The 23176-nt window shown below is 39.8% G+C and carries 18 protein-coding genes and 2 pseudogenes; 11 read left to right on the forward strand and 9 right to left on the reverse strand.

Features of this window, described 5'->3' with window-relative positions:
* Positions 1–321 precede the first annotated feature (321 nt).
* Positions 322–1842, reverse strand: coding sequence for an acetaldehyde dehydrogenase ExaC (gene exaC / locus CWC30_RS07360; RefSeq protein ID WP_138626759.1), 1521 nt, complete (start codon positions 1840–1842; stop codon positions 322–324).
* A 195-nt stretch (positions 1843–2037) separates the two neighbouring features.
* Between exaC and CWC30_RS07365 the strand changes: the two genes are divergently transcribed.
* Both CWC30_RS07365 and CWC30_RS07370 read left to right on the forward strand, forming a co-directional pair.
* Entirely contained in the window at positions 2038–2931 is an 894-nt protein-coding gene (locus CWC30_RS07365; protein ID WP_069439129.1) for an AraC family transcriptional regulator, read from the forward strand.
* 81 nt (positions 2932–3012) lie between these two features.
* Entirely contained in the window at positions 3013–4044 is a 1032-nt protein-coding gene (locus tag CWC30_RS07370) for a LacI family DNA-binding transcriptional regulator (protein ID WP_016900594.1), read from the forward strand.
* Positions 4045–4116: 72 nt separating this feature from the next.
* Here CWC30_RS07370 and gtfA read toward each other — a convergent pair whose 3' ends face one another.
* A complete protein-coding gene (gene gtfA, locus CWC30_RS07375; protein WP_076921972.1) occupies positions 4117–5589 on the reverse strand; it encodes a sucrose phosphorylase in 1473 nt (490 codons plus the stop codon).
* A 175-nt stretch (positions 5590–5764) separates the two neighbouring features.
* Here gtfA and CWC30_RS07380 point away from each other — a divergent pair, with 175 nt between their 5' ends.
* From CWC30_RS07380 to CWC30_RS07390, 3 genes are all read left to right on the forward strand, one after another.
* A complete protein-coding gene (locus CWC30_RS07380; protein WP_036983784.1) occupies positions 5765–6994 on the forward strand; it encodes an MFS transporter in 1230 nt (409 codons plus the stop codon).
* A gap of 166 nt (positions 6995–7160) precedes the next feature.
* Positions 7161–9554, forward strand: coding sequence for a TonB-dependent siderophore receptor (locus tag CWC30_RS07385; protein ID WP_036983783.1), 2394 nt, complete (start codon positions 7161–7163; stop codon positions 9552–9554).
* Positions 9555–9679: 125 nt separating this feature from the next.
* A complete protein-coding gene (locus tag CWC30_RS07390; RefSeq protein ID WP_069439127.1) occupies positions 9680–10624 on the forward strand; it encodes a carbohydrate kinase family protein in 945 nt (314 codons plus the stop codon).
* Between the two features lie 198 nt (positions 10625–10822).
* On the opposite strand, the gene CWC30_RS07395 is transcribed toward CWC30_RS07390, so the two are convergent.
* The 3 genes and pseudogenes from CWC30_RS07395 to CWC30_RS07405 all read right to left on the reverse strand — a co-directional run bounded on the left by CWC30_RS07395 (position 10823) and on the right by CWC30_RS07405 (position 12670).
* Complete coding sequence (locus CWC30_RS07395; protein WP_138626760.1) at positions 10823–11224, reverse strand: SpoIIAA family protein; 402 nt, start codon at positions 11222–11224, stop codon at positions 10823–10825.
* A 121-nt stretch (positions 11225–11345) separates the two neighbouring features.
* Positions 11346–12038: a cupin domain-containing protein gene (locus tag CWC30_RS07400; RefSeq protein ID WP_138626761.1), complete on the reverse strand. Its 693-nt coding sequence runs from the start codon at positions 12036–12038 to the stop codon at positions 11346–11348.
* A gap of 14 nt (positions 12039–12052) precedes the next feature.
* Positions 12053–12670 (reverse strand): annotated as a pseudogene (locus CWC30_RS07405) (glutathione S-transferase family protein).
* A gap of 178 nt (positions 12671–12848) precedes the next feature.
* Between CWC30_RS07405 and CWC30_RS07410 the strand changes: the two are divergent.
* On the forward strand, positions 12849–13367 hold the full coding sequence (locus CWC30_RS07410; protein ID WP_138626762.1) for a TetR/AcrR family transcriptional regulator: 519 nt from the start codon (positions 12849–12851) through the stop codon (positions 13365–13367).
* Between the two features lie 72 nt (positions 13368–13439).
* Here the strand turns inward: CWC30_RS07410 and CWC30_RS07415 are convergent, their stop codons facing one another.
* Positions 13440–14903 (reverse strand): carbon starvation CstA family protein, encoded by a 1464-nt coding sequence (locus CWC30_RS07415; RefSeq protein ID WP_138626763.1) that lies wholly within the window; start codon positions 14901–14903, stop codon positions 13440–13442.
* A gap of 348 nt (positions 14904–15251) precedes the next feature.
* On the opposite strand from CWC30_RS07415, the gene CWC30_RS07420 reads away from it, so the two are divergent.
* On the forward strand, positions 15252–15734 hold the full coding sequence (locus tag CWC30_RS07420) for a putative 4-hydroxy-4-methyl-2-oxoglutarate aldolase (RefSeq protein WP_138626764.1): 483 nt from the start codon (positions 15252–15254) through the stop codon (positions 15732–15734).
* A 116-nt stretch (positions 15735–15850) separates the two neighbouring features.
* On the opposite strand, the pseudogene CWC30_RS18715 reads toward CWC30_RS07420, so the two are convergent.
* From CWC30_RS18715 to CWC30_RS07435, 3 genes and pseudogenes are all read right to left on the reverse strand, one after another.
* A pseudogene (locus CWC30_RS18715) lies at positions 15851–16287 on the reverse strand (glycosyl hydrolase family 18 protein); the annotation flags it as partial.
* A gap of 92 nt (positions 16288–16379) precedes the next feature.
* Complete coding sequence (locus CWC30_RS18720) at positions 16380–16652, reverse strand: hypothetical protein (RefSeq protein ID WP_069439123.1); 273 nt, start codon at positions 16650–16652, stop codon at positions 16380–16382.
* 219 nt (positions 16653–16871) lie between these two features.
* Entirely contained in the window at positions 16872–19379 is a 2508-nt protein-coding gene (locus CWC30_RS07435) for a S8 family serine peptidase (RefSeq protein ID WP_138626765.1), read from the reverse strand.
* A gap of 575 nt (positions 19380–19954) precedes the next feature.
* Here CWC30_RS07435 and CWC30_RS07440 point away from each other — a divergent pair.
* From CWC30_RS07440 to CWC30_RS07455, 4 genes are read left to right on the forward strand one after another with little or no spacing between them, the layout of a single operon-like run.
* A complete protein-coding gene (locus tag CWC30_RS07440; RefSeq protein ID WP_138626766.1) occupies positions 19955–21391 on the forward strand; it encodes a curlin in 1437 nt (478 codons plus the stop codon).
* Between the two features lie 41 nt (positions 21392–21432).
* Complete coding sequence (locus CWC30_RS07445) at positions 21433–21825, forward strand: curli production assembly/transport protein CsgE (RefSeq protein ID WP_036983770.1); 393 nt, start codon at positions 21433–21435, stop codon at positions 21823–21825.
* Positions 21819–22241 (forward strand): curli assembly protein CsgF, encoded by a 423-nt coding sequence (locus tag CWC30_RS07450; protein ID WP_036983769.1) that lies wholly within the window; start codon positions 21819–21821, stop codon positions 22239–22241. Before CWC30_RS07445 ends, CWC30_RS07450 begins: the two co-directional genes overlap by 7 nt.
* Positions 22241–23014: a CsgG/HfaB family protein gene (locus CWC30_RS07455; protein WP_024602690.1), complete on the forward strand. Its 774-nt coding sequence runs from the start codon at positions 22241–22243 to the stop codon at positions 23012–23014. The genes CWC30_RS07450 and CWC30_RS07455 overlap by 1 nt, the downstream gene beginning before the upstream one ends.
* Positions 23015–23176: the final 162 nt, after the last annotated feature.

A 23176-nucleotide genomic window follows, 5' to 3' on the forward strand; every position in this document is an offset into this window, starting at 1 on the left:
CATAATTCACTAAATTTTTTTGAACTGAGAGAAGTGAATGAGCGGGCTTCGAGTGACGAGCAGCGAGCTTGTGAAAACAACATGACACCTAGTCATAACAGCCCTTAACTATAACCTTTAACCTATTCTTTCAGCGCGCGCTTCTTTGCGCTCTTTATGCATAATTCACTAAGATTTTTTGCCTCACGAATAAGCCATTTCTTTATTGTTATAATTAGCCACTAATTTAATGCAATGGGTATTGGGTTTTAAAAACAAAGCGCTACAAAAATGTAGCGCTTTCATTACTTATAGGTTGTTTGTTTAAACTAAAACGCGTTATTAAAAAAAGCCAAGCGGATCTTCGCTGTAACTTACTAGCAAGTTTTTAGTTTGTTGGTAGTGATCAAGCGCGAGTTTGTGAGTTTCGCGGCCTATACCAGACTTTTTATAACCGCCAAACGCTGCATGTGCTGGGTACATATGGTAACAATTAGTCCATACGCGGCCTGCTTCTATTTTGCGACCAAAGTGATAAGCACGATTCATATTACGGCTCCATACCCCTGCGCCTAAACCAAATTCTGAGCTGTTAGCCAGTTCAAGTGCTTCGGCTTCGTCTTTAAAGGTCGACATTGAAATAACGGGGCCAAAAATTTCTTCTTGGAACACGCGCATATCATTACGCCCTTTTAATAGTGTAGGTTGAATGTAATACCCGCCGTTTAGCTCGTCGCTTAATTGCTCAACATGGCCGCCAGTTAATACTTCAGCACCTTCTTCTTTACCAATTTCAATGTAGCTTAAAATTTTATCAAACTGGGCTTTAGAGGCTTGTGCGCCTACCATGGTTTCGCTATCAAGCGGGTTGCCACGTTTAATTTGTTTAGTACGTTTTAAAATACGTTCTATAAATTGCTCATAAATATCTTCTTGAATGAACAAGCGTGATGGACAAGTACATACTTCACCTTGGTTAAAGTAGGCAAGAATGGCACCTTCAATTGCTTTATCTAGGTATGAGTCGTCTTTTTCCATAACATCGCTAAAGAAGATATTAGGTGATTTCCCCCCAAGCTCTACCGTTGAAGGAATAATATTTTCAGCTGCACATTTTAAAATATGTGAGCCCACAGGAGTTGAGCCTGTAAAAGCAATTTTAGCAATGCGCGTACTGGTTGCCAGTGCTTCACCTGCTTCTTTACCAAAGCCGTTTACCACATTTAAAACACCTCCTGGCAGTAAATCGCCAATAATTTCCATTAACACCAAGATTGAGGCAGGTGTTTGCTCGGCGGGTTTTAATATTACACAGTTACCCGCTGCAAGTGCAGGCGCTAATTTCCATGCGGCCATTAATAATGGAAAGTTCCACGGAATAATTTGTCCTACAACGCCTAGTGGCTCATGAAAATGATACGCCACCGTGGTTTCGTCTATTTCGCCAATACTGCCCTCTTGAGCGCGCAGGCAGCCTGCAAAGTAACGAAAGTGATCGGCGGCTAGTGGAATATCAGCGGCAAGGGTTTCGCGAATCGCTTTGCCGTTATCCCATGTTTCGGCCACAGCAAGTAACTCTAAGTTTTGTTCAATTCGGTCGGCAATTTTTAATAGTATATTGCTGCGCTCGGCGACTGAGGTGGTGCCCCAATGGGTTTTTACTGCATGGGCTTTGTCGAGTGCAAGGTTTATGTCGTCTTTATCTGAGCGCGGTACTTTACAAAATACCTTGCCATTTACTGGGCTTATATTATCAAAGTACTGGCCGTTGACTGGGGCAACCCACTCGCCGCCAATGTAATTACCATACTGCTGTTTAAATGTGACGAGTGCGTCTGCTGAACCTGGGTTTGCGTAAATCATATGTGTGTTCTCTTGTTGTTGTTAGCTAAAAGTCTAAGCCGAAATTTGTTAGAGTAATGTAGCAACTTGCTTTATATTTAATCGGTATTGATTGACATTAGACCAATAAGCGCTTAAAAACTTGCTTAGCTGTCCAAAAAAGTTGTCTGTGAGTCCACATTAAAAACGCTCTATAACGATTAAAAAAGGCTGAACATGCACACATCTCAGTTAAATAAAAAACGCCAACAACTTGATGTACTGATTGAAAACAAAGTGACCTTTGCTGCCGATAACTCTGAGCTAAGTATTTACGATACCTATAAAAGTGCGCAAAAAGTGGCGTTGCACTCAAACGAATTACTGTTTTGTGCCATGCTCAGTGGTAAAAAAATAATGCATGTTGAAAGCAGTCAATACCACAAAGCGTTTTTACCACATGAATCGTTTGTATTAGCACCTGAGCAAGGCGTACTAATTGATTTTCCGCATGCATCCTTAAACGCACCCACCACCTGTTTAGCCATTGAAATAAGCACAGATAAAATAACCAATGTGGCTAATGCGCTTAATATGCAGCAAAGTTTTGCAAACGATGCCTTGTTTGAATACAACCCTAATTTAGTGCATACCCAACATAATACTCAAACGCAGCAGTTATTAGAGCGCATGGTGCATTTATTTAGTGAGCAAGGCGCCGAGCGACACTACTTAATTGATTTATCGTTAAACGAATTGATCACCCGTTTATTACAACAACAGAGCCGTGATTTATTGCTGGCAAACTGTGATAAGCTGCGCCTAAAAAGTAACGTGAGTGATGCACTGCATTATATTGAAGAGCATTTAAGCGAAAACCTCGACATAAACACCCTTTGCAAAATAACCTGTATGAGTCGTAGTAAGTTTTACCAGCAATTTAAACTTGCTTTTGGTACTAGCCCTGCACTTTGGCAGCAACAACTTAGGCTTAAAAAAGCCCGCACGCTTTTATTAGAAGGCCACGCTATAAGCAAGGTGTGCTACGATCTGGGTTTTAATAGCGCCAGTCATTTTAGTCGTTTATTTAAGCAAACTTTTGGTATTGCACCAAAAGCGTGTCGCCACTAACCTAACACAACAGTTTTTGTTATATTAAACAGCCTAATATGCTAGATTGTTTGCAATGTTGTAAGTAGTAATGAGTCACCGATGAGTAAACCCACCCGCTGGACATTAAAGAGTATTGCCAAAGAATTAGGTGTGTCTAATGCTACGGTATCAAATGCATTTAATCGCCCGGATCAACTCTCTGCTAAACGCCGCGAAGCCATACTTAAAGCGTGCAAAGAGCTGGGGTATTATGGCCCTAATAAAGCGGCGCAATCTTTGCGAAGTGGCACGTTTAATATTGTTGCATTAGTCCTTCCTGATAGCGTGGAATACATGGTATCAGACCCTGTTGCGAGCAGTTTTATGCGGGGAGTAACCTCGGTACTTGAAAAAAATAATATTAATGTTTTATTGTTTTCAGGCAACAGTGACAACCTCAACAGCGTTGTTGATTTTGTCGATGGTTTTATTTGTTATGGTCGCCCACGCAATAAAGCACTAGTAGAGCAACTAAAAACAGTCTCTAAACATGTGGTGACGGTTGATTTTGACATTGCCCGTAACGCCTCAATTAATGTTAATAACGAGCAAGCCAGTTATGAAATAGCCAAACATGTTTTGCATAATCAAGATGATAAAGTGGCTATATTAGGTTTAAGATTACTTGATGAAAATGTATTGTGCCGGGTATACGAACATCACGAATTTGAAACTGGCCAATCTATTTCGCATCAACGTTTGCGTGGCTATCAACGCGCCTTAAGTGAGGCCAATATAACGGTTGCCGATGACCGCATTTGGAATATTCCTGAAAGCAGTGAGCGCTTTGCAAATATTGCCGCAAAAGAGGTATTAACAGCCTCTCCTCGCCCTAACGTGATTATATGCATGAGCGATTTAATTGCCCTTGCCACCATGCGAGAAGCCATAAAACAAGGGATAAAAATAGGCAGTGAGCTGCGTATTGTGGGGTTTGATGGCATAGAAGAAGCCGCTCGTTTTGTACCTCGCCTCACTACAATTCATCAAAATAGCCAAGAAAAGGGCGTTATGGCTGCTAACTTATTTATTTCTAAAGAAGAAAAACAATATGAAGTAGGTTACGCACTCGATATTGGTGCAAGTAGCTAAGCACTGTTAATAAAGCAAATAAAAAAGCCAAGCAGAAACTGCTTGGCTTTTGGTTTTCAACAAATAAAGCTATTAAGCCAATAAACTTTGTAAGTTTAGAGTGCTTTCTTGAGTGCCATTAAGCTGCGTAATAAGTGCAGTACGGCTTGCAAAGTCAATCCTCAAAGAAATTGATTGTTGTTCAAGCTTCCACATTAAACAGCAAACACTTGCGCCGCCTTGAGCCGAAAATTCACCTGCAAATGCGGGGTGTTCGTTACGCATTTTAATTAGCTCTATGAGCCCTTTTACTACCGGTTTATTAAGGGCTTGCTCTATTTTAGCCGCGTTCAAATATGGACGATTTATATCACGGCCAACATTGGTTTTTGCTAACAGTTCCATATCGTTTTCACAGGCAAATAAGCCGCCGTAATAAACTTGGGGTACACCTGGCGCAAAAAATTGAATTGCTCGCGACAGCAAATAGTCAAAATCATTAGCGCCTAATGCATTGTAATAAGTACAGTTTACTTGATATAAATCGACATTACTGGCAGCCGCGCCTGTTGCTTGGCGGCTTTGATTGTTACTATTTGCATGCATGGTTTCTACTAGGTTATCAATTTGTTCTGCATTTAATAAGCCTGGTTTTTCGCCCATTGGGCCTGCATCAATTATGCCTATGCCATCATGGGTGTCTAGTACCGTTAAACAATTACGCGGCGATATTTTTAGCCATTTGAGTAATGCATCCGCATTGTTATTAAACAAGCTATGTAGAATAAGTGGTGGCAACGCAAAGTCATAAACCATATTAACGCGCTTAGCTACATCTACTTGTGTTTGATAATGGCTATGAATTTCTGCAATGGTTTCCATGCCTAAATCGTTGGCTTGCTTTGATAAGTTATCTAAGTAGCCAAACGTTTCATCTAGCATAAAACAATTAGTACCCGCCTGCTTAATGGCATAACCCGCTGCATCTAAACGAATAATATTAACGTTGTTAGCAGAGAACTTAGTAAGTACATTATTTAAATACGCAATTCCTGCCTCTACTTTTACGTTTATATCAATTTGATTATCGGTAAAAGTGGTCCAAAAATCATACGTTTGACCATCACCGCATTTCATTGGCGTAAAACAACTGCCTGGGCGTGGACGGTAAATAGCTTGCTGCTCAGCCTCGCTCATGCCATTGGGGAACACGTCCTCTTTGGTTAAAAATAAATCCCAAAATTCTGACGCTTTACCTTTAGCCAGTACATCTTGAAACTGAAAAGATTGCGCCGACACATGGTTCACTATGAGATCAGCCATTAAATCATGGTCTTTACCGAGTGCCTTTATGTCGTCCCAAGTACCGATTCGAGAATCAACTTCACTATGATCAATCGGGTCAAAGCCTGCATCGCTGCCATCAATTGGGTTATAAAATGGCAATAAGTGCACACCACCAAAAACGCCCTCTAATGGGCCATGTAAAAGAGTGGTAAGTGCATTTATATCTTGGCCAGTAATTCGATCAGCGTATGTGATCAATTGAACTTTATTCTTCATCATTGTGTGATTACCATGTTGAAACTTAATCGATTAAGATATATCTTTAACTAGCACGTACGAATTTACAAGTTATTTTTATAAATTTTACATACAAATATCGTGGCGACATTAATACTATAATCAGTAACTGACTGACTTACTGGGTGTTAAGAACGCATTTAACGAGGAAAAGCACATGACAAAATCACACACACACGTAAGCAGCGATCCGTTGCAACAAATTCGCTGGCTCACATATATGATGTTTTTTATGTTTGCCATGACCTCCGATGCCGTAGGCATGATCATTCCCGAGCTCATAACTGAATTTGGTTTAAGCATGACCCAAGCCAGCGCATTTCACTATGCGCCTATGGCACTCATTGCCTTTAGCGGATTATTTTTAGGCTTTTTAGCCGATAGCCTCGGGCGTAAAAAAACGATTATGCTTGGGTTATTACTATTTTCTGCGAGTTGCTTTTTATTCGCCATTAGTAGCAGCTTTATATTTTTTATTTTTTTGCTTTGCTGTATTGGCTTAGCTATTGGCTTATTTAAAACCGGCGCTTTAGCGTTATTAGGTGATATTTCTCATAGCAACGCAGAGCACACTAAAACCATGAACAAAGTAGAAGGCTTTTTTGGTATTGGTGCCATTGTTGGGCCTGCACTTGTTGGTGTATTACTGGTACAAAATGTAAGTTGGACTTATTTATATATCATTGCCGGTATTATGTGCTTAATTTTAGCGTTTTTAGCGTGGCGTGCAGAGTATCCGAGCGTTGTTAAAAGCACTGAAAAGCCCGCTTCACTTGCTACCACCATGAAAATGATAAAAAACCCCTACGCGCTTGGCTTTTCGCTCGCCATTGCGCTTTATGTTGCAACCGAGGTTGCCATTTATGTATGGATGCCGACGCTGTTAAAAGACTACACGGGCTCTTGGCCCCTTTTGGCAACCTATGCACTCACCATATTTTTTATACTGCGTGCCGCAGGGCGTTTTATTGCGGTGTGGTTATTAAACCGCTATAGCTGGCAAGGTGTTATGGCTTACTTAAGTTTAGGTATCGCATTATGTTATGTGGGTACTTTAGTCGGTGGCGTTGATTGGGCTGTTGGTTTATTGCCGCTTTCAGGGTTATTTATGTCGATGGTTTACCCGACCTTAAACTCCAAAGGAATATCGTGCTTCCCGGTACAACAACATGGCGCAGTTGCTGGGGTTATATTATTTTTCACTGCACTTTCAGCCGCATTAGCACCCTTGTTCATGGGTATGATCAGCGATTACTTTGGTCATGTACGTTATGGTTTTTATCTTGCAACCGGCTTTGCCATTATTTTATTTTTAGCGATGCTTTTTAACTATTTCCGTGACCCATCAGCCAGCGCTTTACAAGAGAGCAACCTAATAACTGAGTAAATCAACAAATTGGGTGCTAAAAAAACACTATATAAATCAATAGATGAGTAAAAAAACAGCAAATAAAGAATAAAATAATTTGCTTATTGTAAAAGATTTGTTATTTTTACTTAATCGATTAAGTAAAAATAACAACCCCTTCGGGCTCACAAAACGAGGCGTTCACATGACAACACACAACACACCTTTATATTTAATGAGTGCTTTAGCGCTGGCTGTAAGCCAAGGCGTTTATGCACAACAAGAAGAGCAAAACACACAAGCGCAAGCTAACAAAGGTCTTGAGACTATCGTTGTAACCGGTGTACCACGTCGTACAACCATTATGGCATCAAGCTCATCAGTGAGCAGTTTATCGCTTGCTCAAGTTGAAGTATCTACACCCCGTTCAACTGCTGAAGCGTTTAGAATTATTCCGGGCGTACGATCAGAATCAACCGGCGGTGAAGGTAACGCAAACATTGCTGTACGCGGCTTACCTGTGGCCTCTGGTGGTGCTAAGTTTTTACAATTACAAGAAGACGGTTTACCCGTTATGCAATACGGTGATATTGCTTTTGGTAACGCTGATATATTTATGCGCCTAGATAATACCGTACAAACTATCGAATCAATTCGTGGTGGTTCGGCCTCGACTGCAGCAAGTAATGCACCGGGCGGCATAATTAACTTTATTTCTAAAAATGGTGAAAACGAATCAGGCAGTATTTCTACAACACTGGGCCTTGATTACGACACTATTCGTACAGACTTTGAATACGGCACTTACCTTAGTGATAGCGTACGTTTTCATGTAGGTGGTTTTGTGCGCCAAGGTGAAGGCCCGCGTGAAACAGGTTACACATCAAATAAAGGTGGGCAAATTAAAGCCAACCTTACAAAAGACTTTGAAAACGGTTACGTGCGTCTTTATTACAAACATTTAGATGACAAAAGCGTGGGTTACTTACCAATGCCAATGTATGCAAATGGTGACTCAATCCCAGGGTTTGACGCACAATCGGATACCCCGCATTCGGCATTATTTACTAAAACAGTACGTTTAAATGGCGAAAATCAAATTAGTAGCGGCGATATTCGCGATGGTATGAACCCGCAAGTTGACTCAGTGGGTTTTGAAGCCGTGTTTGACTTAGATAACGATTGGCGTATTGAAAACCGTTTTCGTAAATCCTCTGTGAGCGGTAACTTTAATTCACTTATTCCTGCTGAAGTAGGCAGCGCGACTGCTATTGCACAAAGTATTGGCGGCGCAGGTGCAACGCTTAGTAATGCAAATACCGGGGCTGCATTTAATGACGATTTAGCCATGCGTATTCATACGTTTGACGTCACAATGAACGACTTTGACTCTATTGTGAACGACTTCAAACTAACTAAATCACTAAACGATGATACAAGCGTTACGTTTGGTTACTACGCTTCAACGCAAAATATTGCTATGTCATGGTTATGGAACTCTTACCTAATGGAGCTTAAAGGCGATAATGCGGCGCTACTAAATGTAACAGCTGCTGATGGTACAGAGTTTTCTGAAAATGGTTTATATGCATACGGAACGCCTTTTTGGGGTAACTGTTGTCAGCGTGATTACGATACAGAATACGATACCCGCGCCCCGTACGTTTCATTTTCAACAAAAGTGGGGGATGTAAGTATTGACGCCAGTGCTCGTTACGATAGTGGTGAAGCACGCGGCAACTATGCAGGTGCCGTTACCTCAACGGTCGATATGAATCGCGATGGAGTGATTTCAGTTCCTGAACAAAATGTAGCAGGCATTGATACCGCAAATGCTAGCCCAGTAAATTACGATTGGGATTATGCATCCTATTCAATTGGGGCTAACTACCAAATAGACTCAAGCCTTGCGACATTTGCACGATTGAGTAAAGGTGGCCGTGCAAATGCTGACCGACTTTTATTTGGTAAAGTACGCGCTGATGGTTCGGTTGCTGATGAAGATGCCGTTGATGAAGTAAACCAGTATGAATTTGGGGTTAAAAAACGTTTTGATTCACTCTCAGTTTTTGCAACAGCGTTTTATGCAGAAACAGAAGAGCAAAACTTTGAAGCAACATCGCAAACCTTTTTTGACCGTGAGTACGAAGCAAAAGGGATTGAAATTGAATCAACTTACTTCATCGATGCATGGGATTTTCGTGGTAACTTAACATGGACTGATGCAGAAATTGCTAAGGATGCACTTACCCCTGAAGTGGTAGGTAATACGCCACGCCGCCAAGCTGATTTAATCTACTCTTTAATGGCTCGTTATAGCTTTGATAAAGGTGCTGCCGGTGTCAACTTTATTGGTACTACTGATGCTTACGCTCAAGACAATAACGACCTTAAATTTGACGGTTACACTCAAGTAAATGGCTTTGTAAGTTACGATTTATCTGAAAACCTTAATATTGCACTTAATGTAAATAACTTATTCGATACGGTAGGTATTACAGAAGCTGAAGAAGGCTCAATTCCAGATAATAACATTATTCGCGCCCGTACTATTAATGGCCGCACAACATCAATAACGCTTAAATACGCGTTTAACTAACCATCTTTAGTGTAACAAACGCTGAAGCTATGTTTTTCAGCGATTGTTACACTAACTTTAATTAGTTTTAATAATTCTCCCTTGAATTTTAACCTAGCTCTGCTGGGTTTTTTAGGATTTACACTATGACCAAATTACTTAGCCTCGGCGAGCTACTTATTGATATGCTGCCACAAGATTCTCAAAACAGTGCTTATTTGCCCATTGCAGGAGGTGCCCCTGCCAATGTAGCGGTAGGTTATGCAAAGTTAGGCGGCAAGGCTGCTTTTTGTGGCGGTATGGGTGATGACTACTTTGCTAAACAATTAAGTAAATCGCTTGAGCAATATAAAGTAAGTACAGAGTACTTATTTACGATTAAAGACTCTCAAACGGCCGTAGTTATTGTGAGTTTAGATGAAACCGGTGAACGCAGCTTTAATTTTTATCGCCACAATACCGCCGATTTACTGTTAACGAGTGATCACTTAAACCATATCAAATGGGATGAATTGAGTACCCTACACTTTTGTTCCAACACGTTAACCAATCCAGCCATTGCAAACACCACCGTGTGTGCTTTAAAGCTGGCTAAAAACAACCATAAACTCGTTAGCTTTGATGTAAATTTACGCTATAGCTTGTGGCAAAATAGCAATGACATTGAACACAATGTACACGCGTGTTATGCCTATTGTGATATTGTTAAGCTATCGCGTGATGAGCTGAACTTTTTAGCTGAGCAAACACAGCATGCACCTGATGATTACTTACAATCTATTTTAAATATAGGTGTTAAATTGGTATTTTTAACCGATGGCCCTGCACCGGCAACGGTTTACCATAAGGCGTTTATATTAAACGAATCGGCGCCAATCATTAATGCTGTGGATACTACCAGTGCCGGTGATGCGTTTATTGCAGGCGTGTTATATTATTTAAATCACACCGATGAAAATAGCCCGCTCATCGAAAAAATTAATAATGAGCATCTAGTAAAACACGCTTTAAATTTTGGTTTGCGCTGTGGCTCTAAAGCCTGCTTAGCCAAGGGGGCATTTCCCGCATTACCTACACTTCAAGAGGTATAATACCAATCCGCAATAATACTTAATCATTTTATGGGGCTAAACGTGTCGCTATCTGCGTTAAAAAATTCTCATTTTGAACAACTAAATAGCACACTTTTTGCCTAGCTATCAACACGTTTTTCCTGCCTCAAAATAGATCACTTAATTAAGCGAATTGGTATAAATACTATAAAAATAAAGGCCGATTATGGCCTTTATTTAAGCATCCGCTTCTTCATCATTACTTTTTAACCATTCTAAAGCCGCAGTGGCGTTCTCAAAATATTGAATTTCACCTGATACAAACCAACTGCCTAATTTAGCGATGGTTGATTGCCAGTCTTTGTTGCCGTATATGGCTATTTTTTTAAACTCTTTGTTATGTTTTAAGCCAAGTTTTAAATCATCCCATGCGGCTCTAAGTTCCCAGCCATCAAGCTCAGTACCATCTATGAGTACATTAACAATAGGATGTTTAACTTCGCCAAGCGCAGAGTCAATCATCGGCGTGATCACCTCATAATCTTTGTGAGTGAGTGTACCTATAGCTTTTAAGGTTAAAAAAAACTCGCAACCAGAGCGCTCAATACCAATAGATAAGCCGTGTATTAAATTTACCATAACCCGAACTCCACAATAATATGAGCATCAAGTATAGGTGATTGCTTAGTAACCAATAGTGAAGTAGATCAAAAAACAGGCACATATACTTTTATTGTGCCTATTTTAATTAAATGCTTAATTATGCATTTTTAAGCCGTGCTATTTGGTTTTCAACATCTGTTAAATGACCGATTTTAAGCCACACTCTGGCTCCTTCACTGCCTGCTGTTGCTTTAATTTCGCTGTTAGGCGGCACTCTTAACCAGCTGTGCTTTACTAATGTATCGCCCTGCTCTTCAAGCGAGCCTTCAAGAACTAAAAGCTCGCCCCCACCCAAGGCGTTTAACGATATTTCACTGTTAGGTGCAAATGCTAAAATACTCACCTCTTCAAAGGCATCTTTATAAAGAGAAGCTACATTTACATTACTAAACTCAGGGTGAGGAACACCGTGCATGGTATTAGTTTGCAAGCGAACATGCTCTGTGTCCTCTGGCTGAAACTGCCATAATTTTACAAATATAACGCACCCGTTTTCAGAGCTTGGTGTATGTTTTGACTCAGGCGGATTACGAATATAAGAACCCTTGGGGAAATCACCATGTTCATCTTGAAAAACACCTTCAAGCACAATAAATTCTTCACCGCCGGTATGTGTATGAGCAGAAAAATGGCTGTTTGGCGCATAACGTACAATGCTGGTTGCGCGTGCAACCTCATCGCCCACTCTATCAAGTGGACGTCTATCAACACCCGCCATCGGTGAGGCTATCCATTCTAACGATTCGCTATGTACAACAACACGTTCGCTAAAATCAGCTGCAATTTTCATATTTGACTCCATATCTAAACAGCAATGCTTGGACGTTGAGCGACCTTTTCTTGCCATGCTATTAAATGTGATAGCTCCTAGGAATAGCTATTTTTGCAAAGCCTGCAAACACCAGACCGGCGTACAAAGTAATATCTGCAACACTAAAATTCTCACCGGCAACATAAGCAGAGTTGGCTAACACTGTATTAAAATAAACAAAGCCTTGGCGCGCTTTTTCACCTTGCTTTTCTCCACAAGCAACATTTTGATAGGTTTTAAGCGCTGGGCCTAAACCATCCGTTGCATGATGAAAGTAACTGGCTACAGCATCAAGCACCATAGACTCCGCACGCTTTTGCATCATATTAATCACCACGCGTTCTTTTGCCTCAACACCGGTTAATGAAGGGCCTGCAAAAGCGGTATCAATATATTCAGTAATCGCGGTGCATTCTGTTATGAACGTTCCATCATCTAGCTCTAAAACAGGTACGCCTGCTAAGGGTTTTTAGTTAAAAAAGCCTCCGTACGGTGCTCACCATTTAATAAATCGACAGCAACAAACTCTACTTTATCTGTCGCCTTTTTTCAGCAAGCGCAATACGTACACGTAATGGATTAGGAAAGTTTTCTACGCCATAAATTTTCATAATTATCTCTTTATATTTTTTACCACAGTTTGAACTAATACTGGCAAGAATAAATCACCTACCTTCTGATAGGTAATTTATATTAAGATCTCGACCTTTGCAAACTAAAAATAAAAGAGCTTGAAAATAACTACCTACTGGTCGATAATTTTTTGCAGCGATATGAAGGAAGTTAAAAATGACAAAAAAAGCGGCCCTGTTAAAAGCAGCAGAAAACAAAGTTAGACTTGGTGGCTATAGCAATTTTAGCTTTAGAGAGTTGGCCAGTGAAGTTGGTATTAAAAGTGCCAGTGTGCATTATCACTTTCCAACTAAAGCTGATTTAGGTGCAGAGCTTGCGCATCAATATACCGATGCCTTTATCGCTGTACTTGGTGAACCGCAGACACACAAAGCAAACGGTAAAAACCCTATTGATATTTACACTCAGTTATTTAGAAATGCACTCGTGATTGATAAAAAAATGTGTTTATGTGGCTTGCTCGGCGCAGAAAGCGACAGCCTACCTGATAAAGTGCGGGTTGAAGTTCAGCGGTTTTTTAATAAAAATTTAGCCTGGTTAACCCAAGCACACGCTGCGAATGGTGAAGAAAACCCTGCTCGCGCGGCAATACAAACAGTGAGCTTATTAGAGGGTGCGATGATAATTAGTAAAACCCTAGATGATATCAGCTACTTCGAACAAGCCACTTTTTAGCGATTGGCGATCAAGTATAAAAAAAGCGAGCCTTCATAAGGCTCGCTTTTACATTTTTAAGATTACGATTTATTAAACCGTACGCACTTTATGCTTTGAATGCACAACAGCTAATACAATAAACCCTATAACAGCCACCGCTGCACCAATCGGTTTACCTAAATCACTTGATAAGTTTAACCCTATTGCCGCGGTCATTATGTATGACAAGGTCACTGCTGTAGCGATTACTGCTGGTATACTAGTGATCCAGTGGAATGTACCACGGTCAAATAAGTACTTGGTCGCAAGCCACAACACACTGGTAGAAAGCAGCATATTTGAGAATGCGAAGTAGCGCCAAATCACAGAGAAATCGAGCTTAGTCATAAAGTAGGCAATGGTTAAAATAGGGATTGCTAGCAATAAACGATTACGTAAACTTTGCGGAATACTAAACGCATCAACCACAGTCAAGCGCAGTGAACGAAACGCCGTATCGCCTGAGGTAATAGGGAAAACAGCAACAGCAATAATTGCCATAATACCGCCAAATACACCTAAGTAGCTGTTTGCAATATGGTTAACCACCAAACCTGGGCCACCAAGATCAAGCATAGCTTTTAAACCCGCATAGCCTTCAGGGAATGCAGCAATACCCGCTAATGCCCAAACACAACCTACAATGCCTTCACACATCATCGCACCATAATAAACTGGGCGTACGTATTTTTCGTTGGTTAAACAACGGGCAATAATAGGGGCTTGCGTTGAGTGAAAACCACTAATAGCACCACAGGTTATGGTTATAAATAGCAGCGGCCAAGTGGGCAGTCCATCAGGATTTGGTGCTAAGAAGTCATGAGCGTGATCAGCCTCAAAGTATGCTAAAAAGTCGCCCGCTACTGGTAAATGCGGTGCGTTTATTAGCAGTGATACCGCAATAGCTACTGTCATTACGATCATTAACAAACCAAAAATAGGGTAAAACTTAGTGATGATTTTATCAATGGGTAATAACGTGGCTAAAAAGTAGTAAGCTAAAATGGCCAAAACCCAAAAGGTATTATTTGCAAATATTGTATCCTTAAATATATCAAGGTTACTTAATAATCCTGCCGGGCTCATAATAAATACAACACCAACAAAAAATAGTAGCATCGCAGTAAAAATAAGCATAAAGCCTTTAAATACAACGTTGTAGTAGTGCCCAGCTATTTCCGGTAAGCTTTTACCGTCTTCTTTTATACTCATTACTCCTGAGAAGAAGTCGTGTACAGCGCCACCCAAAACATTACCAAGCACAATCCATACAAGCGCAACCGGACCATATAATGCACCCAATATTGGGCCAAATATGGGGCCTACGCCTGCTATATTTAAAAATTGAATCAAAAATGCACGAACAGGGTGAATTGCAACGTAATCAACACCTTCGCTAAAGCGTTTTTGTGGTGTGTCGACCGTTGAATCCATGCCCGCTTGCTTTTCAACAAACGGGCTATAAAACTTATAGCCTAAAATTAAAATAGTTAGGCAAATAAAAAAGATGATCATAAAGCACGCTTCTCTTTTTGTATGTGTGTATAGGGCCAAGTATTACAGCCCAAATTTTTAAATAACAATTGAACGTAGCATATGAAAAAGCACGCAACAATGAGACGTTTGGCTAATGCTCTGGCAAAATCAAATTTATTCAAAAAATAAAACTAAGTAACAGCATAAGTTACTTATAAAAAAGCGTTAAAAAACGTTAAAAGTACTTATATTGCGACTAAAATCTATACGCCAATTTGCAACAATAGCTACACCTGAATGATTAATTAGCCTACGATAAACATTATTACTACTTTAAATGTACTGCCGTTGGCCTACGTGGCTTTACAAAAAACAAGGATGCCCTCAATGACACAGTTTACTACGCCCGATTTGTACGATGAACATCGCGACCATGTGCAAGTCGCTGACAGTGGCTTGCAACACTTTGGTAATAAAACTCTCTTTTATGGTCAAGTAGTGACTGTCACCTGCCCAGACGATAACTCGCTTGCTGGCAATATATTACATGAAAATGGTGAAGGCAAAGTGTTGGTTGTGAATGGCTTTGCTAGTAAACGTTTTGCCTTCATTGGCGATATGATTGCAGAGCGAGCCCTAAAAAATGGCTGGCAAGGCATTATTATTAATGGTTGCTGCCGCGATATTGAAATTCTTGCCACGCTTGATTTACCCGTGATGGCACTAGGCGCTACGCCGCGCTGCACCACTAAGCGCGGTTTAGGTGCCAAAGATCACCCGGTTAATATGTTAAATACCACAATTAATACCGGTGATTGGGTGTATGCTGATGTCAATGGATTAATTATTAGTAATAAAGCCTTGTTTTGAACAATAAAAGTGACTGTGCGCGATAAAAAAAGCAGCTCGAAAGCTGCTTTATATAAAATCTAACATTAAGGTTTTACATTAAAGTGCTAACCATACATCGGTTACGCCTGGCTCGTGGTATTTAAATAACCAATCCCTTCAAACTCTTTAGCGCCGTATACGTTCCATTGTGTTAATTATGAGTCTAAACCGGTGTCAAATAAGGCAGCATTGTGCCTACATGTGAGTTCCATGCGCCATGTAAGTCGTAAGACATAATGTTTACATAATCCAGATATTTAACCGCTTGAAAGGTTTCCATACCTCGTAATAAATAACCAGAAGATGGAGACGCAAAAGTGAGTAAATAGTGCTTACCTGCGGCTTCACCTGCACGATATAGCTCTTCACGTACTTTTTTCATTAGCACTTGGTATGAGGCATTCAATTCTGCACGGCGCGCGTTGGAAATAGGAAAATCATCGGGGTGACCTGAGTCGTTCATTGAAGATCGGTATTCGTAATCAATATCAACGCCGTCAAATTCATATTTTTCAATAAACTCAACGGTGGTTACCTCTCCATCGTTATCAATTGCTTGCGTAGATACGACAACGCTGTCTTTATCGGTTAGTTGAAAACCGTCTGCTGGCATTAACTCGATAATTAAGGGAATTTCATTTTAATGACAGCGTTGTCAAATGCACCCAGAATTTTCCAATCTTTATAATCACCAGCATTCTCCACTGGATTGGCTTGTGTCCACCAGCTAGCTTCATACGCTTGCACTTGCACTTGATCTCCAGCAACGTGTGTCTGGCCTGTTTGCCACTGTTCTAACGCACTGCAATCAATAGACGCGTGTACATTTAAACTAAGAAAACTTAACAATAAAGCACTTAGATTAAAGGCATTTGTTATTATTTTACGTGAGCTCATTGGCTCCTCCATTAACAATGTTTATACTCATTATTTTTTACCTTTCAGGTACAAACTTAACATGGATATCGTAAATACCAAGAAAACAATGCACAAAAACACATACAAAATAGTTACATTATAAAATTAACTAATTATTTATAACTATAAGTTTAAGAAGGGATATTCCATAAAAAAGCCCAGCATTGCTGGGCTTTGGATGTCTAAGGGGTAAACGTTTTATTCAGAAAATGAAACCGTAATAATATTCGAACATACGTTTTCAGATATACATAACTGGTAGTCGTATGCCGGTAATGTTGCTTTACGTACGTAATCACGGTAACGGCCATTATCCGATACGGTATCTACTAGTTCGCCATTTCGGTATAAGCTAAGTGACTCAGCCCCTACTTCTGCCCAGTTTAACTCAACACGCATAGTATCAAGACGTGACTTGTTAGCGCGTTTTAAGCTCAATTCAATTTCAACATCACTAACAACCACTGTTTGAGTGAATGTATCTGAGTTATTTTCACTATCCGTTACGGTTAATTCAACCTCATAACTTCCTGACTGAGCGTAAACATGTGTAGGATTTGGGTTTGTTGATGCTGAACCATCACCAAAGTTCCAGCTCCACTGTGAAATGTCATCATTTACATCACGACTTGTATCTACAAATGTAGCAGTTAAACCTTGTGCTGAAACACTAAAGCCAGCTTGTGGTGGTTGTGGGCTTACCTCACCGATAGCGCTAAATGTAAGTGACCAACCATTGATATTACCCGTATCTGCACCAGCTGTATCTTCAACATGAAGTGTCCAATCTCCAGTTGCCACTTCAGAATTAAATACGCTTGATGTAAATGACTTAACAATATCGTCTTCACTGCCACCTTCATTGCTTTGTAAAGTTACTTCTGTACCTTGCGCTGAAATAAGCGTAAGTACTAAGTCACCAGACCAAGTATGCGTAATATCTACATCAGCAGTGGTGCCAAAAATAGTTAAATCATCAGCAACCGTAATAACCGAGCTTGCGCCCTCTGGAGAATTATCCGGAATAGCGATGTTTTCATCACTGCTGTAAGTAAAGTCATTTAAACCAGCAGGTTGAAGCATTAAGCTAACAGTTTGTTCTTTAACTTGCTCGTCTGATGTCGCAGTTACAGTAAAGTCGTAATTTCCCCACTGAGTATCGCTGTTAGTTGCAACTGTTAGAACAACTTCATCGCCCGGACGAGCAGTAGTTGCGCTTAGTGATGCACCTGAAAGATCTGAAGCTAAAGCCAGTGAAACGTCACCATCCCATTGTGAAATTGAACCAATCGTAAAGGTATAAGTAACCGTATCACCTACAGTCGCTTGCTGAGAAACCGGCGATACAGATAATTTAAAGCCTGGAGTTGGATCAGCATCTATTAGCGCTTGATTAACATTTAGGCGTGTACCTGCAACCGTTTTACCATTTAATGCTGCATTAGCATCACCACTAGACATAAGTAATTCTTTAAGCTCTAGTGTTGTTAAATCAGGATTAACTGAAAGTACAAGTGCAGCAGCACCAGCTACATGCGGTGTTGCCATAGATGTACCTGAATAAGTAGCATAGCTATTACCAGGAACGGTCGACAAAATACCTGAGCCAGGTGCGCCCATATCAACACTTGTTAGGCCCCATTGAGAAAAACTAGACATATTATCTCTGCTATCAGTACTTGCTATCGATAATACGTTGTCGTTCTCATAGTTAGATGGGTAGTTTGGATTTTGATCGTTATCAACCGCATCGTTACCCGCAGCAGCAACAAATAAAATATCAGCTTGCTCACTAGCCGTAATCGCATCAGCTAACGCTTGGCTAAAACCACCGCCGCCCCAGCTATTATTTAACACACGCAGATTAACACCCGCATTTTTAAGGCCAACCATGTAATCGATACACTTAATAGCACCAGAGGTAGAACCTGTACCATCTGCGGCTAAAAACTTACAACCAACAATAGAAACATCATGATTTACACCAACAACACCGACACCATTGTTACCACTGGCACCAATTGTGCCTGATACGTGTGTACCATGGCCTTGGTCATCCATCGGGTCACCAACATCAGTAATTGCATTAATACCGTGAACGTCATCAATATAACCGTTACCGTCATTATCGATACCATCACCAGCAATTTCACCACTGTTTACCCACGCGTTCGCAGCTAAATCAGGGTGACTATAATCTACACCGGTATCAATAACACCTACAACAACATCACGGCTACCAGTTGAAATTGACCATGCTTCTGGCGCATCAATATCTGCATCAGCAGTACCACCAGTTTGGCCTTCATTATTTAAGCCCCATAAATCGTCAAAACGAGGATCATTCGTTGCACTTGCTATGCTCACTCGGTAATCAGGCTCAACATACTCAATAGCTTGATGCGATTTTAAGCGCTCAATTGCTTCTTTAGCGCTCATTCCTGATACTTTAAATTTAGCAAGGCGGCCTGAAAATAACGAGGTGAAGTTATCATCAATTTCATCGTTATTTAGATCTGATATTTTTGCTTTTACTAACGAACGAGCTTGCTTACGCATTTCCGGCGAAGCATTCTTTTTATATTTAACAATAATCGAGTCACTGCTCGCAGTTACTTTTTGAGTTGTACTGTTAACATCAGGCAATTTAGCCGCAGCTAAACAAGGTAAAAGTGCAAGTGTAATAATAGATAATTTTGTTTTCATTGTTTTATCCGTAATTAAGTTAACTTAGCTTTACTAAGCGAAATATTTACGTTTATGAATTTAAGTAATCACGTGGCAAGCATTAAGAAAACGGGTAATCAGTCACTAACTCAAGTAAAAAAAACAAAATCAGGAACAAAACCATTATTTTTAACTAGAAATACAGTAAAAAAACACTAATAACAGCCATTTTAATGAATTAAATAACTTATTTTTAACATGTAATTAACTAATTATTTTTTACTGGTTTTTTTATGTAAATAGATAGAAAACACAAATTAAACGAGTAAGTAATTGAAATTTATGAATTTAAATTACCATTAAAAAAGATGATTCAAAATGAATTCACTGAAGAATATAGTGACTGAGCAGTTATGAATTAGTGAATGGCAAACCACCTTAACAAGTACTAATGACCAAACCCTAATTCATATTTAAAACAGCATTTTACGTTTAAGAATAAAAAGCTAATCACACATTATGGCAGCACGGCATGCTGCAACGAAAACGAAAATACCTTTTAAAACTTAATAAATAATCAAGGTATTTTATTTTATCTTTCAAGGAGAATAATAATGAAATTGAATAAATCACTTTTAAGCTGTGCAATTGCAATTGCAATGGGCGCCAGCTTTACAGCAAACGCAAACACAGAAACAAAAGCGGGTTCAACTTCTGAGCTTGCAGCTAAAGTATCTGTAAAAAGTATTGAGAATGCTGTAACAGTTAACCAATCATTTTCTGACAACACGGCATTAGTATCTCAAGATGGCGATGGCAACACTGCACTAGCTACTGAAATCGGTAACAACAACGATGTTAAAATAGCTCAATTACAAAATGGTAATTACGCCGAAGTTGAAACAACAGGTGATAACAACCAACAAACTTATGCTCAAGATGGTGTTGCTAATGGTTTCATTACGCGCATAACGGGTGATAACAACGGCGTTAATGTTTCTCAAACCGGCCAAGGATTATTTCAAAACAATGAATCAATCAATATTATCACTGGTAGCGACAATAATATTGACGTTGAACAAGGAAATGGCGGTCACTGGTTTTACAACATGGACATGAGAGGTAATGGTAACGTAATTACTTCATCTCAGTCTGGTATGTGGCAAGAATTTGAAGTACTTAGCTTATCAGGCGATGAAAACATTATTGAAATTGAACAAACAGACATCTGGAATGAATTTAAAGTAGGCTCATTACGCGGTAACGAAAATGACATTGACGTTAGCCAAGATGGTTCACGTAACATCGTTACATTCACTGATATTGCTGGTAATGATAATGAAATAAAACTAGACCAAGAAGGTTCGAATAATGCTATTGAGTCTGGTCTTTTTGACGGTTCATTCAATGAAGTAACAGTTAATCAAATTGGTGATGAAAACCTTGCGACTACTGAGCTAATGGGCGATAACAATGAGCTTACAGCAATGCAAGTTGGTAACACTAATGAAGCATACATGGGTGTCATTGGTTCAAATAATGAATTTACAGTAACCCAGGTTAGTGATTTTAACTCGGTTCATTTAGCTAACTTTAATGGTAGCGGTAACGATGTTGATCTTAGCCAATCAGGTGGCGATGAAAACGCAATTTTAGTGCAGTCTTCATACCCTGATGTTTCTCTCACTTCAAACGATAACGATATTGATGTTAATCAAGTCGGTAATCAAAACGAGGCGATTGTTACACTAGCGGGTATCCTTGATAGTAACGCAAACCAAATTGATATTGCTCAAAATGGTGATATTAACGTTATTGACTTAATGGTAGAAGGCAGTAATCACTCTATTGATATTGCACAGCAAGGCGAAGGTAACTGGGTAGGTGGAACTGGAGATTCACCGTTTTTATTAGGCGGTGAAAACGTTTCATTCTCTGTTACTCAAACCGGTAACTACAACACTGTTGAAGGTAGCGCAATTGGCTTTAACAGTACATTCTCTGTCACTCAACTTGGTGATGGTAATACAGCAACAATTACACAAATGTAATTGATGAGATGGGGAGAGTAACCCTCTCCCTTATTTTAACTATGGAAAATAAACAATATATCTATCTTTTTATACTTTTAACTTTTTTTACTCCTTTGAGTAATGCCAGTGCTGATTTAGAAATCGATGGATTATTACTAAACAAAAGTATTAGTCGCTTTGGGTATCAATTTTACAGTGAATTTTCAAATTATTGGCGTGAACTGCCTTCAACAGCTGGCTTTAATGTAGAAATAAAAGAAACAGTTATACCCCGTGCTGGTACTAAATTAGTTTTGATAATGAATCATAAGATTATTTATGCAACCCATTTGGGACGAAAGTTAGAGCCTTTGGACGAGCGAGTAGAGCAAGCAGTGCACTCTGTAATGGACGCCATGGCGCGATCGAATATGCAAACAGCGAGTCCTGATATGGCATTGAATGGATGGTAACAATGAAAAAAATAGCATTAACAATAATAACAACTTTAAGCTTTTCAGTCTGCGCAACTGAAATTATTTATACCCCTATTAACCCGAGTTTTGGTGGCAACCCTCTCAATGCCAATATGTTGCTTAGTAAGGCACAAGCACAAAATAAACATAAAGCGCCGGTTGTCGAAAAAGGGTATGCAGACCAGTTTAAAGATTCATTAGAGCGGACATACTTAAATCGAATGGTGAGAGAAATCACCGACATGGCTTTTGGGGAAAATATTGAAGACAGTATTTTTAATCAAGACTCCATTTTTATGAGCGGTGATTATCAAATAGAAGTGATCACCAGTACAACCGACACTATCACGGTTAGAATAACAAATGTAATTGATGACTCGGTTGTGGTTATCGAAGTACCGAGGTTTGGATAATGTATAAATTAATAATAATAACAATCGCTCTTTCTCTTAGTGGTTGCTCTACTATGGGTAATTTAATCCCTCCGTCAAAACAAAGTGCGGTAACGTTAGAGCCAACAGATGTTTTTTCTGATTTAAAAAGCTTACCTAAACCTGCGGGCAGCATTCCAGTCTCGGTTTATTCATTTCGCGATCAAACCGGTCAATATAAACCACAGACTAATGTTAGCTCTTTTTCAACGGCAGTCACTCAAGGTGCAAACTCTATTCTAGTGCAAGCATTACATGAGTCTGACTGGTTTACGCCGGTTGAACGTGAGGGTTTGCAAAATATTTTGACTGAGCGAAAAATTATTAGAGCGGCACAAGCGACTAACCCTAATCAAGGCGAGCTACCGCCGTTAACCACTGCGAAAATCATTTTAGAAGGCGGTATAATTAGTTACGACACTAATGTAAAAACGGGTGGCTTAGGAATGGAATATTTTGGTATTGGCGCATCAGAGCTATACCGTGAAGATGCAATATCAATCTATTTACGTGCCGTAGATGTAAGAACTGGCCAGGTATTGTTATCAGTAGCCACCAGCAAAAAAGTATTGAGCCAAGAAATGCGAGCAGGTTTTTTTAGGTATGTTAGCTATAAACGTCTGGCGGAAGCTGAGGCGGGCTTTAGTGATAATGAACCAATGAGCATTTGCGTAACGCAAGCAATAGAAAAAGCGCTTACAGATCTTATCACCAAAGGTATTGATAAAGGCTTATGGGCTAAACAGGCAACTTAACGTACTCTTGTAGATGGCCACAACGTCATTGATGTGGCCAAACAGAGGGCGTTCAGAATTCTGTGTCAGCCTAAATTGCTAAATATCTAGCACGCCATCTAACCTACCTTCGAAGTGAATGGCTAATTGCGACAATGTCAGGTTCCAACTGTGGATTGGCAT

Origin of the sequence: Pseudoalteromonas sp. S4741 (assembly GCF_005886135.1) — a bacterium.
Lineage (GTDB): Bacteria > Pseudomonadota > Gammaproteobacteria > Enterobacterales > Alteromonadaceae > Pseudoalteromonas > Pseudoalteromonas tetraodonis.